The sequence below is a fragment of the Neisseria weaveri genome, from assembly GCF_900638685.1.
GTDB classification, from domain to species: Bacteria; Pseudomonadota; Gammaproteobacteria; order Burkholderiales; family Neisseriaceae; genus Neisseria; species Neisseria weaveri.
This window is the reverse complement of the sequence record NZ_LR134533.1, coordinates 89607-105097: the sequence shown is the minus strand read 5'-3', so window position 1 is coordinate 105097 and position 15491 is coordinate 89607. Positions and strand designations below refer to the sequence as shown.

The window sequence follows — 15491 nt, the reverse complement described above, 5'->3', positions numbered from 1 at the left end:
AGCAACGAATAAGAAAGGACAATATATGGCACAAGTAACTTTAAGAGGCAATGCGGTGGAAGTCGGCGGCGAATTTCCCGTTAAAGGCGCGTCAGCTCCCGATTTTTCTTTGACCGCAGGCGACTTGTCGCAAAAAACGCTGGCGGATTTTGCCGGCAAACGCAAAGTTTTGAACATTTTCCCGAGTATCGATACCGGCGTGTGCGCGCAATCCGTACGCACATTCAACGAAAAAGCCGCTGCATTGGCCAATACCGCCGTATTGTGCGTTTCTGCCGACCTGCCGTTTGCACAAGGCCGTTTCTGCGGTGCGGAAGGTATTGAGAATGTAACCATGCTGTCTTCTTTCCGCAGCAGTTTCGCCAAAGAATACGGCGTGGCGATGGAAAGCGGCCCGTTGGCAGGATTAACCGCCCGCGCAGTTGTGGTATTGGACGAAAACAATGCCGTACTGCACAGCGAACTGGTGCCGGAAATCGCGCAAGAGCCGGATTATCAAGCCGCTTTGGCCGTATTATGAGCCGTTCTCTGATTTGAGCTTGAGAGGCCGTCTGAAAATTCAGACGGCCTCTTGTTATACAAACGTTTTGTTTGTTTCAGCCTATGGCAAGGCCGTCTGAAAAACGCTATCCTTAGCCTGTATTGTCTAAACAGCGATATTTATGAATTTCCACTCTTCCCGAACCGTTTGGCAGGCATTTAAACAACATAAGCGGGGCTATTTCAGTTTGATCTGTTTGGCTCTGCTTTTTGCCGTTTCCGTTTCCGCTCCGTTGTGGAGCAACGACAAGCCTTTGTGGGTGCGCTATGAGGGGCAGCACTATTTCCCGTTATTCAAAACCTATAATGAAACGCAGTTCGGAGGCGATTTCGAAACGCCGGCCGATTACCTCGATCCGCTGGTCAAGCGCAATATCACTACAAACGGCAATGACGCTTTATATCTGCCCAATCCCTATTCGGCCAATACTTTGAACGATTTTGATACCGAGCCCAATCCCGCATCGCCTTCATCTGCACATGTATTGGGTACGGATAATCGGGGCAGGGACGTGTTGGCGCGGTTGGTTTACGGATTTCGAGATTCTTTATTGTTTGCTTTGGCATTGACGGCAGTGACGACGTTGATTGGTGTGTTTGCCGGAGCGGTGCAGGGTTATTTCGGCGGTAAAACCGATTTGCTTATGCAGCGTTTCTTGGAAATTTGGGGCGGTTTGCCGGAGCTGTATCTTCTGATTATTTTGTCGTCGTTTTTCAATCCGGGTTTGTTGGTTTTGTTTGTGTTGCTTTCACTGTTCGGCTGGATGGTGTTGTCCGATTATGTTCGGGCCGAGTTTTTAAAAAACCGTCAGGCCGATTATGTGATGGCGGCAAAAAGTATGGGTGTAAGCAACCGCACCATTATCCGCCGCCACATCCTGCCCAACAGTCTGACGCCGGTTTTGGCCTTTTTGCCGTTCCGGATTTCCGGTGCTGTTTTGGCTTTGACCAGCTTGGATTTTCTCGGCCTGGGCGTGCCGGCTTCACAGGCCAGCTTGGGGGAATTGTTGGCGCAAGGCAAAGACAATTTAGATGCTTGGTGGATCGGTTTGTCTGCCTTTGGCGCATTGTCCGTCATGCTGTTGCTGCTGGTGATGATAGGAGAAGGTTTGAGACAGGCCTTTGATGTCAGAGCCAGATAGTTTTCGGAGTAACGGCGCGATATCATTTAATTGCCGATACATACAAATACGTTAGTGTTTATTTCTTAAGTTATTGAATGTTTGAATATAATTTATACTTTCGGGAAGCTGGTAAATAAATTTGATTAAAATTAAACATTTCCAAGAAGATTGTTGACATTAATAGCGGGAAAGTGTAGATATCGTTAAGAAATGTATTGAGTTGTTATATCTGATAACGGTTTAGATTCAAAGGAATAAAAATGAAAGCAAAATTGCTGTTCACATTAGGTTCGATTTTAATGTTGGGTGCCTGCACCTATGCAGACCAACGTTTTGTTACCAACCAATCGCCTGAAGAGTTGAGAGCGAACGCCGCTGCAGTAAATGCAGCCGAACGCGCAGAACGCGCCGAGCGCCGTGCCGAGCGCCGTCAGGAAATGATGGATACCGCTGATGCCATCAAGCGCGCCAATGAAGGCAGTAAAAGAATTTATATTATTCGCTAATCTCACATTAAGACATTAAGAAGGATATCAATTATGAAGAAAATTGCTGTTGCCCTTTTGGTAGCTTCTACTTTGGCAGCTTGCGCTTCTCCCAACTCAGTAGGCAATTTGGCTATCGGCGATGATTCTATGGCTATCAATGCAGGCCGTAACCGTGCGGAAGCACAAGTCAGCCGTGCGCAATTGGAACAGCACCGCAGACAACGTGCCAATACTTCCGAAGAATTGGCTCTCGAACGCGAAAAACGTCGTAATAAACACGAGGGTATGCGCGAAACTATGGGTACAACTGCTGGTGCTTTAGGTATCCTTAACGGTATTGTCGGTACGATTACGCATATCAAGCATGCATTCTAAATCTGTTTAAGAATGATATCTTGGAATAGGCCGTCTGAAATTTCAGACGGCCTATTCTATTCTGCTTGAAATAATCTTGATAAAAATGAAGGAATTGATGTTATAGCTTGGATATGCGCTGACAGCATGCAAAGATTTTCGTAACAAATAAAAGATAACAAAAAATCCCAAGCTGTAACGGCTTGGGATTGGTATTTGGCAGAGAGGAAGGGATTCGAACCCTCGATACGCTATTCACGTATACACGCTTTCCAGGCGTGCGACTTCAACCACTCATCCACCTCTCTATTGCGTAAGGAGAGAATTATATAGCCCCTTCCTATAATTTGCAAGTCATGCTTTATGCTGTGGCGGTGGCGATCAAGTAAACGGTATAGGCCGCGTAACATAAAAGCAGCAATACGCCTATGCCTCGGTTGAGCTTGCCTTTCAGCAACCAGGAAAGGGCAAACACGCCTACGGTTAAAGCGCTCATAATCAGAACATCTCTGTTCAATACTTCAGGAGCGGCTTGTAAAGGATTGATTAATGCGGCAAGTCCGACTACGGCCAAGGTATTGAAAAGGTTTGAGCCGATAACATTGCCCATGGCAATATCATGTTCGCCTTTACGTGCGGCAATGACGGATGAAGCCAGTTCAGGCAGGGAAGTACCGACGGCGACAACCGTCAAACCGATAACCAGGTCGGATACGCCGAAATTTTGCGCGATGCTGACTGCCCCCCACACCAGCATTCGGGAGCTTAATACCAAGATAATCAATCCTACTACCAACATAATCAAAGCACGGCGCAGTGGCGTTTTGTTTTCTTCATTTTCCAATTCGACGGCCAAGTCTTCAATGATGTTGTCTGCGCCTTTAAAGCTTTTTAAGACAGTAGGAATAAAAGAGGCTGCTAATGCCCCTATTAGAATAATGCCGTCCCAACGGGAAATATGACCGTCCCAAAGCAGCAGAACGGTTAAAGCAGTCACGGCAATGAGAATCGGAAATTCACGATAAATAATGTCTTTTTGTACCAGAATGGGGCTGATTAATGCAGTAATACCCAAAATCAGGGCGATATTGGTGATGTTCGAGCCATAGGCATTGCCTAAAGCGATGCCGGGCGCGCCTTCTATGGCGGAAAGAATGGAAACAATAACTTCCGGAGCGGAAGTGCCGAAACCGACAATAACCATACCGATAAAGAGTGGAGACATGCCAAAGTGGCGTGCGGTAATTGCTGCACCGTCAATAAAACGGTCGGCGCTGTATGTCAGCAGAACCAAACCGACGACCACGGCCAAGATTGCCCAAATCATAAGATTCCTTTTATATTTATATATGTTATATGTGCAAAACGGCTTATTTTACCTGAATCGTGCTGCTTTGCTGCGAATTAAAACAGGTTTTTGATCATAATTTACGGGTTTGTTGTTTCTCCGTATGGTAAACAGCTTATATGAAAAATTTGACTTTGGGAGGCTGTTAAGGTTGAAACGGATTCAAAATGGGCGCAAAATGTCGTGCGGTTTGACTCATATTATTATCATTGGCATGGGTAAACCGGTTTTTTAATGATTTTGGCGCAAACCCAGCAAAAGATGTCGGAGATTTGAATGACAAGAAAGCTTCATCCTGAAACACTCGCAATCAGAGGCTCGAAAAGCCAAACGGAATATAACGAACACAATCAGGCTTTGTTTTTAAGCAGCAGCTTTATGTTTGACGATGCCGCGCACGGTGCGGCCCTGTTTGCGAAAGAGGTTGAGGGCTATACGTATTCAAGGACGGCCAATCCGACGGTTGCTGCATTTGAAAAAAGAATTGCCTGTTTGGAAGCAGGGGAAGCCGGTGTGGCAACGTCAACCGGAATGTCTGCCATTCAGGCGGCCTTGCTGACTTTTTTGAAAGCCGGAGACCATTTGGTTGCCAGCCGCAGCTTGTTTGGCACGACGGCCGGCTTTTTAAGCGGTGTGGTTGCGAAATTCGGGATTGAAATTACTTTGGTTGGGCAAACGGATTTGGAGCAATGGCGTGCGGCGGTTCGTCCGAATACCAAAGTATTTTTTCTGGAAACGCCGTCCAATCCTTTAAACGAAGTAGCCGACTTGGCTGCGTTGGCGGAAATCGCCCATGAAGCCGGTGCATTATTGGTGGTGGACAACAGCTTTTGTTCGCCTGCTTTGCAGCAGCCTTTACGTTTCGGTGCGGATTTATCCGTTCAGTCGGCAACCAAAGCCATTGACGGTCAAGGGCGGGTGTTGGGCGGTATCGTTGTGGGCGCACAAGCGTTGGTTAAGGAAATCGCGATGTATACCAATTCTGCCGGTTTGGCTTTATCGCCTTTCAATGCGTGGGTTTTGTTGAGCGGCGCGGAAACTTTGATGGTGCGTATGGAAAAGCAGGGCAGCAATGCGCTGAAGGTTGCCCGGTGGCTGCAAAGTCATGCAAAGGTGCTGAATGTTTATTATGCGGGTTTGCCTGATCATCCGCAGGCGGCATTGGTGGCGCAGCAACAGGCAAACGGCGGTATCGTGGTGGCTTTTGAAGTGGCTGGCGGCAGGGATGCGGCTTGGAAAGTGATTGATTCCGTAGCCTTGTTTTCCAAAACGGCCAACTTGGGCGATGTACGCTCTACGATCACGCATCCTTGGACGACCACGCACGGCAGAATGGCGGCGGAAGCCAAAGAGGCGGTCGGCATCCGCGAAGGCTTGCTGCGTTTATCGGTCGGCTTGGAAAATGTCGATGATTTGATTGATGATTTGGAACAGGCTTTGGCTTTGTTGTAATATATTTCAGACGGCCTGATCCGATTGGGGCCGTCTGGAATCTGCATAGGTGACGATTATGGATGAAGCGTTGTTTGCCGAATGGGCGTTGAAAATCTGCCTGACGGTGCTGATTGTTTTTTTGGGCTTTATTGTTTGGAATTTGGGTAAGGAATCGAAAGCCGGTAAATTCGGTATGTTTATCCTGTTTTTGGTGCTGGGCTTGGGCGTATTCGGTTTTATTTTTAAAAACGTGATTATCGAGTTTTTCGTCTTGAGCAAATAAAGCCGTCGGCGGAATAAGCGTAGGTATCGGGGAGGCCGTCTGAAATCTTCATGTTCAGACGGCCTTGATATTGTTAAGATATCGGGATTGAAGATTTTCGGGTAAAGATCAGATGTGGTCGTATGTTTTAAAGCGTTTATTGCTGCTGATTCCGACGTTGCTAGGCATTTTGGCGGTTACATTCGCCATTATCCAGTTTGTTCCCGGCGGGCCTGTCGAGCAGATGGTGCAGCAGCTGACCCAGAGCGGCGTCGGCGGCGAAACGGCGGCGAAGTCGGGCGGTATGCTGTTGAAAGGCGGTAACGGCTTAAGCCCGGAAGATATGGCGGCGTTAAATGCTTTATACGGTTTCGACAAACCGCCGTTAACGCGTTTTTTCGATATGTTGGTCCGCTTTGCCCGTTTCGATTTAGGCGAAAGCTTTTTCCATCATCAGACGGTATGGGATTTGATTAAGGAAAAAATGCCCGTGTCGATGAGCTTGGGGCTGTGGACGTTTTTTCTGACTTATTTAATCTGCATTCCTTTGGGCATTGCCAAAGCAGTTCGCGACGGTTCGCGTTTTGATGCGGTAACGGGGATTGTGATTTTGGTCGGCTATACCATTCCGCCGTTTGTATTGGGTTTGGTGTTGCTGGTTTTGTTTGGCGGCGGCAGTTTTTGGGCTTGGTTTCCGCAGGGCGGCTTGGTCGGCGACGATTGGGAAAATCTCAGCTTGGCCGGAAAAATAGGCGATTATCTTTGGCATATGGTTTTACCGATTACCGCTTCCGTTGCCGGTAATCTCGCCGTTATGACGGTGCTGACCAAAAATGTATTTCTCGAAGAAATGCGGCGGCAATATGTTTACACCGCCAGAGCCAAAGGTTTGCCGGAACGGCGGATTTTATTCGGGCATATATTCCGCAATGCCATGATTCTGCTGATTACCGGTTTTCCTGCGGCTTTTATCGGCGCATTCTTTACCGGCAGCTTGCTGATTGAAACCTTGTTTTCTTTAGACGGCTTGGGCTTATTGTCTTACGAAGCCGTCATGAAGCGTGATTATCCCGTAGTGATGGGAACGCTGTATATCTTTACCCTGATGGGTTTGCTGGCCAAGCTGCTTTCCGATATCTCCTATTCGTGGGTGGATCCGCGCATTCATTTTGGCGGGCAGAAATAAAAGCAGCATTCATACAAACGGTAGGCCGTCTGAAAATTCAGACGGCCTTTTTATCCTTTGTATCGTTTACACGACTGTATTTCAAAAGTAATACCGTTTATTACTTGATTGAACCCGCAATACGCAATTATAAAGGCCGTCTGAATTTTCAGACGGCCTGTGCCCAACATAAGAATAAATATACCGCAATCCATCAGCCGGCCGGCAGAGGCTAATGCCGTTGCCCTTCATGCTCTTTGCGTTGCGCTTCGTGTGCCGTTTTCATTGCCGCCAAACGGGCACGGTCTATGGCATCGGCAATCAGCTTCGGCCTCTCTTTAAATTCAGCGGCGATGGCTGCCGTGTCGATTTGTTCGGCCAATGCCAACATAGACAGCCAATGTTCGCGCTGAGGATAAGGAGCATTTTCAAAATTCAGGCGGCCTCTGATGTCTGCAATACATACATTCAACGCAGCTTTAAAACGTTCGGGGCGGCGGAAAGCATCGGCCTGTTTTAAAGTCTTCAACACCGTTTTGGCCTGCAGAGTGAATACTGAGTGAAAAATAATGTGCCAGCGGCAAACCATCTCCGCCAGTTCGGCACATGGTTTCGGCACTTTCCAGCGGCGGTTAACGTTTTGCACCGGAATCACACCGGCCAAATCATGGCCGTAATGCTTCGGCAGAATGTCGGCAGGAGTCAGCGCCTTGCCCAAATCATGAAGCAGGGCGGCATAGCGCTCGGGCAGGCTCAAATTCATAGACGCCGCTTTCTCCAGCACCATCAAAGTATGAATACCGCTGTCCACTTCCGGATGATAGTCGGCACGCTGCGGCACGCCAAACAAAGCATCCACCTCGGGCAGCAGAATTTTTAACGCACCGCATTCGTGCAACACTTCAATCATACGTTGCGGCTGCTTTTCCATTAAACCTTTGGCCAACTCCTGCCACACGCGCTCGGCCACCAAAGCATCCACCTCTCCCGAAGCCACCATAGATTTCATCAACAGCATGGTTTCACCGGCTATCTTAAAACCGTATCGCGCGGCAAAACGGGCAATACGCAAAATCCGCACAGGATCTTCGGCAAAAGCAGGAGAAACATGGCGCAGGATGCCGTTTTCCAAATCTTTGCGGCCACCGAAGGGATCGATAATCAGGCCGTCTGAATTTTGAGCCATCGCATTAATGGTCAAATCACGCCTAAGCAAGTCTTGCTCGAGCGAAATCGTTTTGTCCGCATAAAAAGCAAAGCCCGCATAGCCCTTAGCCGTTTTACGTTCGGTACGGGCAAGCGCGTATTCTTCACGGGTTTCAGGGTGAAGAAACACGGGAAAGTCTTTTCCCACCGGTTGATAGCCGGCTTTAACCATTTCTTCCGCATCCGCGCCGACTACCACCCAATCCTTGTCTTTCACCGGAATATTCAACAAAGCATCCCGTACCGCGCCGCCTACAAGATAAATCTGCATAGAAAATACATATCTTAATGATTTAAATCATCATCATAGCATGTTTATGATGAATTTTATTTATTTCAAAAAAATATATTAACTATATTTAATTTTATAGATAATAGTAAACATTGTAATTTATAAGCATAAAAACAAAGTCAAATAATGATGTTTGCATATAATTTGTGTTACTTTTTTACATTAAAATTAGTTTTTTAACATATTTTATATATTTTACTGTTAATTTAGTTATTATTATTTTTATTTTAAAACAATGACTTAAATTTATAAATTATTTGGTATATTCTAAAATATGCAATTTAACGAAATAATCTTGTATTTAATAATTGACAATATAAAAACTCATTTAGATAATGTAAAAACCTAATGCGCTTATCTTAGGTTTTGTTAATTTATATAATTACTTCGGTAAGAAATATATAGTTAGTTAGTTTATAATTATCGGAAGTTTATTCAAGGAGATATCAATGAATAAAATGTTGAAAACTTTAAGCGTTGCTACTTTGTTGGCAATGGCATCTGCTTCTGCTTTGGCTGGTGATGAGATAGTGCTTGAAGCTGATCATAGTGAAGCTCCCGAGACAGTAGCTGTGGTAAAAAATACCGGACAAGTTCGTTTCATGGGTGTAGTTGCCGCTAGTACTTGTAGGTTTGTTGATGGAACTGATAACCAAACAGTTGATTTGGGTCAAGTAGAAAGTAACTTATTAAGACGTGAAAGCCAGACTGCAAACGAAAAAAATTTCTCAATCAAGCTGACAAATTGCCCTTTAGTAGCGACTGGTCCGCAAGGCCGTTTGTCTAATGTAGTACTCTCATTTGATGCAACTAGTCCTGCGCTTAATACTGAAGGTAGTCGCCTGACAAATACCGCCAATAGCAATGCTGCTACCAATGTAGAGATTGAATTGTTACAGCCTGGCAAGGATAGAGGTATCAACTTGAGAGAACACTCAGAGAGTCTTGCGCTTGCAAATGCAAGTCAGAATGGCGAATTAAGTTTCCCATTCAGAGCCCGTTACTTTGCAACTGGCGCTGCAACTCCCGGCTATGTAGAAAGCTCTGTTAATTTTAAAATCGATTATAAATAATTTGATTTTAGTAGCTGTATAGCTCACTCTCCCTGCTTTAACAGGGAGAGTGTTTTTACAAAAGGGGGATGAATTATATGCATATGGGAAAATTTTTATCCGCTTTGCTGATTGGTTCGTTGGCATTACCCGTTCATGCGGGAGTTATGATACATACGACCCGTGTGATATTCGATGGCAGCAAGCCGGTAGCAGCGGTTCAATTGGAGAATTCCGGAGAAGTTCCGTCTTTAATGAAATCTTGGCTGGAATACGCGGCAGAACAGCCGCAAGACAAACAAGACAAAGCACACGAAAATAAAAAACTGCCTTTTATTATCAGTCCGCCTGTTGCCAGAATCGAAGCCAAAACGCGCCAAACACTGCGCATCCGCTATACCGGCGAACCGCTTGCGGAAGACAGGGAATCTCTGTTTTATTTAAATGTGTTGGATGTTCCGCCCAAACCGAAAAAAGAACAATTGACAGGCAGTGGAAATTATATGCAGTTTGCAATTACCAGCCGTCTGAAATTTTTCTTCAGACCCAAGGGATTGCCATACGGTGTGGACGAGGCATATGAAAAAGTAACTTGGCATATCGGTAGTAATAATACCGTGGTGGTAAAAAATCCTACGCCTTATTTTATTACTTATTCTGCCGTAAGCCTGATGTCGAAAGACAAGGTGGAGCAAACTGCGAAACAAACGGATATGGTTGCGCCTTTTTCCGAGTCCGTATTTGAATTGAGCAAGCCGGGCAACAGCAAGGCAGACAGTGTTGAGTGGCAGTTGATTAATGATTTTGGCGGCATTGGTAAAGGCCGCAGCGTGTTGCAGTATTAATAGATATTTTGCCGTATTAATGGACGGTAACCCTACAATCCGTCGGTTAAACGGCAAAGCAATGAAATTCTTAGGGGAAACGCAAAAATGAAAACAAGAAATCATTGCTTAACGACTTTAAGTTTGGCTGTTTCGCTGATAGGCATTTCATCTGCTTATGCGGCAGATGAGTTTGAGTTTGATGCCTCTTTTTTCAAAGAGCGGGAGACAGGCCGGGCCTCTATTGACGTTAATCGCTTTAAATTCGGTACTCCGATTCCGGCCGGAGAGCATTTGTCGGATGTTTTTGTTAACGGAAAGTTCCGTGGCTCGTTACTGATTAAATTTATTGAAACCGATGGCGATCCGATGCAGGGAATGTGTTGGTCGCCGGAGCTTATGGAGTTGCTGGAGCTTCAGCCCGAAGCCGTTGTTTTGAAACCGGACAGCACTCAGTGCGTCAGCGCGGTTAAGGCCTTGCCGAATCTCAAACTGAATTTCAATATCGGTGAGCAGCGCCTGAATGTACAGGTTCCTCAAGCATTAATGGTGATTCATCCCGATGGCTATATTCCGCCGTCACGCTGGCAAAACGGAGTGCCGGCTTCATTTCTTCATTATGATTTCCGAGAACATTATGATCAGTCTGAAAACGGCGGAAACTGGAAAAGCCAGTTTTTAGGTATCCGTTCCGGCATGAATGCCGGCGGTTGGGCGCTAAGACAGCAAGGTTCGCAGTCTGCCGGAAGCGGTCAAGAGAGAAAATACTACCATCATGAATTTTATGTTCAGCGTGATGTGGACGCATTAAAAGGCCGTATCCGTGCCGGGGATTTCTTCTCTTACAGCAATGTTATGGACAGCTTCGGATTGCGTGGTATTTCGCTGTCTTCAGACGACCGTATGCTGCCTGATTCGCAAACCGGTTATGCTCCGCAGATTCAAGGTGTTGCCAACACCAATGCGCAGATTAAGATTTACCATAATGACAATATTGTTTATGAAACAACGGTTGCGCCGGGTCCGTTTGTTATCCGAGATTTGACTTTAGGCTCTTATAGCGGCGAAGTTAAAGTGGAAATTATTGAAGCAGACGGGCAGCGCCGTTCGTTTGTTGTGCCTTTTGCCGGAGGACACAATTTATTGCGTCCGAGAAGGCTGCGTTATGCGTTAACGGCAGGTAAATATCGCGAAAACCGGAAAATTTACGATACGGCTGTGGTGCAAGGCTCGTTGCAATACGGTTTAAATAATCAGATTACGCTTCAGAGCGGTGCAATGGCGACGAGTAATTATGCTTCGGGATTGTTCGGCATGGTATGGGGCGGTAAGGCAGGTTCGGTATCGGCAGGTTGGTCGGTAAACAGTTTGACCGATGCGGAGAAACGTAAGCGCAACGGCTCCCAGTTTCGTATTTCTTACAATAAATTCTTTCCTCAGACCGGTACTTTCTTGCAGATTGGCACGCATCAGAATTTGTCCCGATATTTTTACGGTTTGCAAGACGCGGTTTCTTTCAAGGAAAACGATTCCGTTTTCAGCCGCCGTTACGGCAATCCTTTAAAAAGCCAGTATCAGGTTTCCGTAAACCAGAGTTTGGGAAAATCCTGGGGAAGTTTGTATGTCAGCGGGCTTTCCAGAAAATACCGGAACAGCAAAGGCTATCAGCATTCGTATCAAATCGGTTACGGCAACAGCTTCCGGGGTATGCAATACAATATGAGTTTTTCTCAAAATCAAAATTTGCTAACCGGTAAGCAAGATAAGCAGGCTCATTTTACCTTGTCGATTCCGCTGGATAGGAAAGGTTTGAGTTCCAATTGGCTGAGTGCCGCACATTCCAGAGACAATGCGGGGCATACTTATTCGAGAGTCGGCTTGAGCGGCGTTTACGGCAGTCAAAGCCAATTCAGCTACGGTTTGTCTTTGGCTAAACCGGATTCGGGTAAGAACCAATACAGTGCTTATGCCAACTACAACCTGCCGTTTGTTAAAGCCGGGGTAAAAGCCCACGGAAGCGGCAGAAACCGTCAGCTTTCTTATAACTTAACCGGTGCAGTGGTTGCCCATCCTTACGGCATTACTTTAAATCATGAAATCGGCGATACGTTTGCCATTGTCCGCGCTAAAGGTGCTGCCGGTGTGCCGATTAAAAACGGTTATGGCAGTAAGCTGGATAGGTGGGGCAACGGTATTGTGTCGAGTGTAACGCCATACCGCTTAAATTATATCGGTATTGATGCAACGTATCTTCCGGACAACATTGAAGTCGGAGCAACGGAAAAAGTCATCATTCCTCGAGCCAACACGGCCAGTTTGATTGATATGGGAGCTAAAAAAGAAATCATTGCTTATTTTGATGTTGAAACTCAGGGAGATAGCTCTATCCCGATGTTTGCCGAAGTTAAAAACGAGCATGGCCGCGTGGTCGGATACAGTGTTCAAGAAGGCCGTCTGTTTGTGCGCGATATCAAACCTGTTGGTAGGTTGACTGTTTCTTTTGGTGAAAATAACAACAATAAGTGTGTGGTGTCATATAATCTCGAAAAGGATAAAAATGAATATAATATTTATCCTGCAAAATGCCTGCCCGAATAGGGGGACGTCTGAAAAAGGAATTATGATGAACAAACATTTTGCTGTTATTTCCGCTTGCGCATCGGCAGCATGGTTGCCCTTATCCGCTTCCGCCAACAGTACCGATAATCATGCTCTGATATTTCAACCTGAAATTATGCGGTTGTCTATGCCGTCTCAATGCGATGCACAGTATAGAAGGATAAATGCAGCTCATGAGCAAACTTTATGTCATGTCGAAAAGTTGATTACTTTAGACGGTAAGTTTGATGAGTCTGTTGAAATTAAAGCCAGGATAAATGACGACAAAGCGATGATTCCATTTAACCAGGGCAATAACCGTATCGGTATTGATGTGGAGCTGAACAGTGCCAAGCTTTTATCCAAAGAATGGGTGAAAATCGGCGAGCTTGCTCCCGGTGTGCATAATAAAGTGCTTAATTTCAAGCTTGATTACAAACGGTTTGGTGATGTTGGGGCGGGAAGGTATGTGCTTTCAGACGGCCATACTCCGGTTGTACAGATTCAAATTCAAAATAAAATTTGGGATATTGTTGTCGATAAGGTTGATTCTACCATTAAAGTCAGCACTTGCCGACCGAATCAATCGGATTTCAACGGTAAAACAGTGCAACTGAAAACTATCTCGGCAAACGACATCAGAAGGCCGGGTAAAGAGTTTCACGGAGCCGATTTTAATCTCGGTATAGAGTGCGATACCGGAGTTGAAGCCGTTGCTGCGCTGACGGATATGAATGACCAAAGCAATACCGGTAATATTTTAAGCATTAAAAATGATCCGAATAGCGCCCAAAATGTAGGGATCAGACTATATCGCAAGGGTGGGAACGCAGATCCGCTCAGCTATGGGCCGGTTGTGGCGGATAATGTTTTGAATGCGGAGCATAAATGGTTTCTCTCAGAAGCTGAAAAAAGAAGCGGTCTCAAATTTGAAGCCAAGTATGTCAATACCGGTAACCCCGTGATTCCCGGCTCGGTCAATGCTACGGCTATGATCACGTTAAATTATTATTGATATCGGTTTGCGCATGGCAGATTACGCCCGATACAGCGGTTGGCTGTTCGGGCGTATTTTATTATCCTGTCTTGTGCCGTTTGGGAAATACGGTTGAGAAGCTATATAATTCAGGCATATTTTCAGACGGCCTTTGCTTTTGGGCACAGGTATGCTGTTTAACCACCACTTTGTATTATGAACATTCTCGAAATCCAAAACCTAAACGCCTCTTTCCCCGGCAAACAGGTGCTGCACGATATTAATCTCAACGTCAAACAAGGCCGGAAGTTGGCGATTGTAGGCGAGAGCGGCAGTGGTAAAACCGTGTTGGCGCAGGGCATGATGCAGTTGAATCCGGCGGTGTCGTTTGAAGGCCGTCTGAAATTCAACGGCGAAAACCTGCTCGATAAACCGCCGCGTGAATTGCAAAAATGGCGCGGCAGGGAAATCGGCATGGTGTTTCAAGAGCCGATGACGGCTTTGAACCCCGTGATGCGCGTGGGCAAACAGATTGCCGAAGTGTTGGCGCTGCATCTGGGTTTGCCGCCCAAGCAGGCGTGGGCGCGGGCGGTGGAGTTGCTGGCGGAAACGGGTATTCAGAATCCCGAAGAGAAAGTGTCTGCCTTTCCGTTTCAGCTTTCGGGCGGTCAGCGGCAGCGGGCGATGATTGCGATGGCGGTGGCGGCGGAACCTAAATTGCTGATTGCCGACGAGCCGACTACCGCGCTGGATGTGGCCGTGCAAGCGCAGATTCTCGATTTGCTTTCGCGCTTGCAGGCCGGCCACAACATGACTTTGGTGTACATCAGCCACGATTTGAATTTGGTGCGCCGTTTCGCCGACGATATCGCCGTGATGCGGCACGGGCGGATTGTCGAGCAGGGCGAGGCGGCGCAGGTGTTTGCCCGTCCGCAGCACGAATACACCAAAATGCTGCTGAACGCCGGAGCGGTGCGACAGGTGCAGCCTTTGGCCGAACATGCCGCAACCGTGCTCGAGGCGGAAAACATCAGCGTGGCGGTGGGCGAGCGGGCTGGTTGGTTTAAAAAACGGCGCAAAATGCTGCTCGAACCGGTGTCGTTCGACTTGAAAGCGGGCGAAACGCTGGGCATTATCGGCGAAAGCGGCAGCGGTAAAACCACATTGGCCAAAGCGGTGATGCGTTTGATGGAGTCGGAAGGCCGTCTGAAAATCAACGGCGCACCGTGGCGGCCGGAATTGAGAAAAGCCGTGCAGATGGTGTTTCAAGACCCGTTCGGCGCGTTTAACCCGCGTATGAATGTGTTTGATATTGTCTCCGAAGCCCTGCGTGTGCACGAACCGAAAATGAGCCGCGAAACCATGCGCTCCCGTGTGGTGGAAGTGCTGCAGCAAGTCGGCCTGCCAGAGGATATTCTCGACCGCTATCCGCACGCTTTTTCAGGCGGTCAGCGGCAGCGGTTGGCGATTGCCCGAGCCATTATCGTGCACCCGAAGGTGCTGGTGCTCGACGAACCCACCAGCGCGCTCGATGTGCAGTGGCAGCAGCAGATTTTGGCATTACTGGCTGATTTGCAAAGCAAACACGGTTTGAGCTTAATCATCATAAGCCACGATTTGGCCGTGATCCGCGCTTTATCGCACCGCGTAATGGTGCTGAAAGACGGGCGCGTAATCGAGCAGGGCGAATTGGAAAAAGTGTTTGCCAAACCCGATGCGGACTATACAAAAAATCTATTAATCCATCACAATGCTTGAAATTTCTGCCGGATGCCCCTATTCTAGGGCAAACGATGAAATTTATTTCACCTCACATCCGCGACTTCAA

The 15491-nt window shown here is 46.9% G+C and carries 14 protein-coding genes and 1 tRNA gene; 12 read left to right on the top strand and 3 right to left on the bottom strand.

All coding sequences use genetic code 11. The features are described from left to right. The first annotated feature begins 25 nt into the window (after nucleotides 1-25). The 4 genes from tpx to EL309_RS00540 all read left to right on the top strand — a co-directional run bounded on the left by tpx (nucleotide 26) and on the right by EL309_RS00540 (nucleotide 2527). Complete coding sequence (gene tpx / locus EL309_RS00555) at nucleotides 26-520, top strand: thiol peroxidase (protein ID WP_036494150.1); 495 nt, start codon at nucleotides 26-28, stop codon at nucleotides 518-520. Nucleotides 521-662: 142 nt separating this feature from the next. Then, a complete protein-coding gene (locus EL309_RS00550) occupies nucleotides 663-1682 on the top strand; it encodes an ABC transporter permease (RefSeq protein WP_004284650.1) in 1020 nt (339 codons plus the stop codon). Nucleotides 1683-1924: 242 nt separating this feature from the next. After that, nucleotides 1925-2170, top strand: a complete 246-nt coding sequence (locus EL309_RS00545) for a hypothetical protein (protein ID WP_004284651.1) — start codon at nucleotides 1925-1927, stop codon at nucleotides 2168-2170. A gap of 24 nt (nucleotides 2171-2194) precedes the next feature. After that, nucleotides 2195-2527: an NGK_0946 family protein gene (locus EL309_RS00540; RefSeq protein ID WP_372512976.1), complete on the top strand. Its 333-nt coding sequence runs from the start codon at nucleotides 2195-2197 to the stop codon at nucleotides 2525-2527. A gap of 196 nt (nucleotides 2528-2723) precedes the next feature. Here EL309_RS00540 and EL309_RS00535 read toward each other — a convergent pair. Together EL309_RS00535 and EL309_RS00530 are read right to left on the bottom strand one after the other, a co-directional pair. Next, nucleotides 2724-2814, bottom strand: a tRNA-Ser gene (locus EL309_RS00535). A gap of 53 nt (nucleotides 2815-2867) precedes the next feature. Next, nucleotides 2868-3833 (bottom strand): calcium/sodium antiporter, encoded by a 966-nt coding sequence (locus EL309_RS00530; RefSeq protein WP_004284653.1) that lies wholly within the window; start codon nucleotides 3831-3833, stop codon nucleotides 2868-2870. A gap of 297 nt (nucleotides 3834-4130) precedes the next feature. On the opposite strand from EL309_RS00530, the gene metZ reads away from it, so the two are divergent. The 3 genes from metZ (at nucleotide 4131) to EL309_RS00515 (ending at nucleotide 6736) form a co-directional block, all read left to right on the top strand. Beyond that, nucleotides 4131-5306, top strand: a complete 1176-nt coding sequence (metZ, locus tag EL309_RS00525; RefSeq protein WP_004284655.1) for an O-succinylhomoserine sulfhydrylase — start codon at nucleotides 4131-4133, stop codon at nucleotides 5304-5306. Nucleotides 5307-5364: 58 nt separating this feature from the next. After that, nucleotides 5365-5571 (top strand): DUF2788 domain-containing protein, encoded by a 207-nt coding sequence (locus EL309_RS00520; RefSeq protein ID WP_036494153.1) that lies wholly within the window; start codon nucleotides 5365-5367, stop codon nucleotides 5569-5571. A 112-nt stretch (nucleotides 5572-5683) separates the two neighbouring features. Next, nucleotides 5684-6736, top strand: a complete 1053-nt coding sequence (locus EL309_RS00515; protein WP_004284657.1) for an ABC transporter permease subunit — start codon at nucleotides 5684-5686, stop codon at nucleotides 6734-6736. Nucleotides 6737-6947: 211 nt separating this feature from the next. Here the strand turns inward: EL309_RS00515 and EL309_RS00510 are convergent, their stop codons facing one another. Beyond that, nucleotides 6948-8192, bottom strand: a complete 1245-nt coding sequence (locus EL309_RS00510) for a multifunctional CCA addition/repair protein (RefSeq protein ID WP_004284658.1) — start codon at nucleotides 8190-8192, stop codon at nucleotides 6948-6950. Nucleotides 8193-8662: 470 nt separating this feature from the next. Between EL309_RS00510 and EL309_RS00505 the strand changes: the two genes are divergently transcribed. The 5 genes from EL309_RS00505 to EL309_RS00485 all read left to right on the top strand — a co-directional run bounded on the left by EL309_RS00505 (nucleotide 8663) and on the right by EL309_RS00485 (nucleotide 15421). Continuing rightward, nucleotides 8663-9286 carry a fimbrial protein gene (locus tag EL309_RS00505; RefSeq protein WP_004284659.1) on the top strand — a complete coding sequence of 208 codons (624 nt, stop codon included), beginning with the start codon at nucleotides 8663-8665 and terminating at the stop codon, nucleotides 9284-9286. An 83-nt stretch (nucleotides 9287-9369) separates the two neighbouring features. Next, nucleotides 9370-10110, top strand: a complete 741-nt coding sequence (locus EL309_RS00500) for a fimbrial biogenesis chaperone (protein ID WP_232014422.1) — start codon at nucleotides 9370-9372, stop codon at nucleotides 10108-10110. 87 nt (nucleotides 10111-10197) lie between these two features. Further along, nucleotides 10198-12687: a fimbria/pilus outer membrane usher protein gene (locus tag EL309_RS00495; RefSeq protein ID WP_040669968.1), complete on the top strand. Its 2490-nt coding sequence runs from the start codon at nucleotides 10198-10200 to the stop codon at nucleotides 12685-12687. A gap of 22 nt (nucleotides 12688-12709) precedes the next feature. After that, the gene (locus tag EL309_RS00490; protein ID WP_004284663.1) at nucleotides 12710-13702 is read left to right on the top strand and encodes a fimbrial protein; all 993 of its coding nucleotides are present in this window, start codon (nucleotides 12710-12712) and stop codon (nucleotides 13700-13702) included. A gap of 177 nt (nucleotides 13703-13879) precedes the next feature. Beyond that, nucleotides 13880-15421 carry an ABC transporter ATP-binding protein gene (locus EL309_RS00485; RefSeq protein WP_004284665.1) on the top strand — a complete coding sequence of 514 codons (1542 nt, stop codon included), beginning with the start codon at nucleotides 13880-13882 and terminating at the stop codon, nucleotides 15419-15421. Nucleotides 15422-15491: the final 70 nt, after the last annotated feature.

Bases quoted from the DNA above. Each gene is read 5' to 3' on its own strand.
- tpx (WP_036494150.1), top strand. From the start codon at position 26: ATGGCACAAGTAACTTTAAGAGGCAATGCGGTGGAAGTCGGCGGCGAA.
- EL309_RS00550 (WP_004284650.1), top strand. From the start codon at position 663: ATGAATTTCCACTCTTCCCGAACCGTTTGGCAGGCATTTAAACAACAT.
- EL309_RS00545 (WP_004284651.1), top strand. From the start codon at position 1,925: ATGAAAGCAAAATTGCTGTTCACATTAGGTTCGATTTTAATGTTGGGT.
- EL309_RS00530 (WP_004284653.1), bottom strand. From the start codon at position 3,833: ATGATTTGGGCAATCTTGGCCGTGGTCGTCGGTTTGGTTCTGCTGACA.
- metZ (WP_004284655.1), top strand. From the start codon at position 4,131: ATGACAAGAAAGCTTCATCCTGAAACACTCGCAATCAGAGGCTCGAAA.
- EL309_RS00520 (WP_036494153.1), top strand. From the start codon at position 5,365: ATGGATGAAGCGTTGTTTGCCGAATGGGCGTTGAAAATCTGCCTGACG.
- EL309_RS00515 (WP_004284657.1), top strand. From the start codon at position 5,684: ATGTGGTCGTATGTTTTAAAGCGTTTATTGCTGCTGATTCCGACGTTG.
- EL309_RS00510 (WP_004284658.1), bottom strand. From the start codon at position 8,192: ATGCAGATTTATCTTGTAGGCGGCGCGGTACGGGATGCTTTGTTGAAT.
- EL309_RS00505 (WP_004284659.1), top strand. From the start codon at position 8,663: ATGAATAAAATGTTGAAAACTTTAAGCGTTGCTACTTTGTTGGCAATG.
- EL309_RS00500 (WP_232014422.1), top strand. From the start codon at position 9,370: ATGGGAAAATTTTTATCCGCTTTGCTGATTGGTTCGTTGGCATTACCC.
- EL309_RS00495 (WP_040669968.1), top strand. From the start codon at position 10,198: ATGAAAACAAGAAATCATTGCTTAACGACTTTAAGTTTGGCTGTTTCG.
- EL309_RS00490 (WP_004284663.1), top strand. From the start codon at position 12,710: ATGATGAACAAACATTTTGCTGTTATTTCCGCTTGCGCATCGGCAGCA.
- EL309_RS00485 (WP_004284665.1), top strand. From the start codon at position 13,880: ATGAACATTCTCGAAATCCAAAACCTAAACGCCTCTTTCCCCGGCAAA.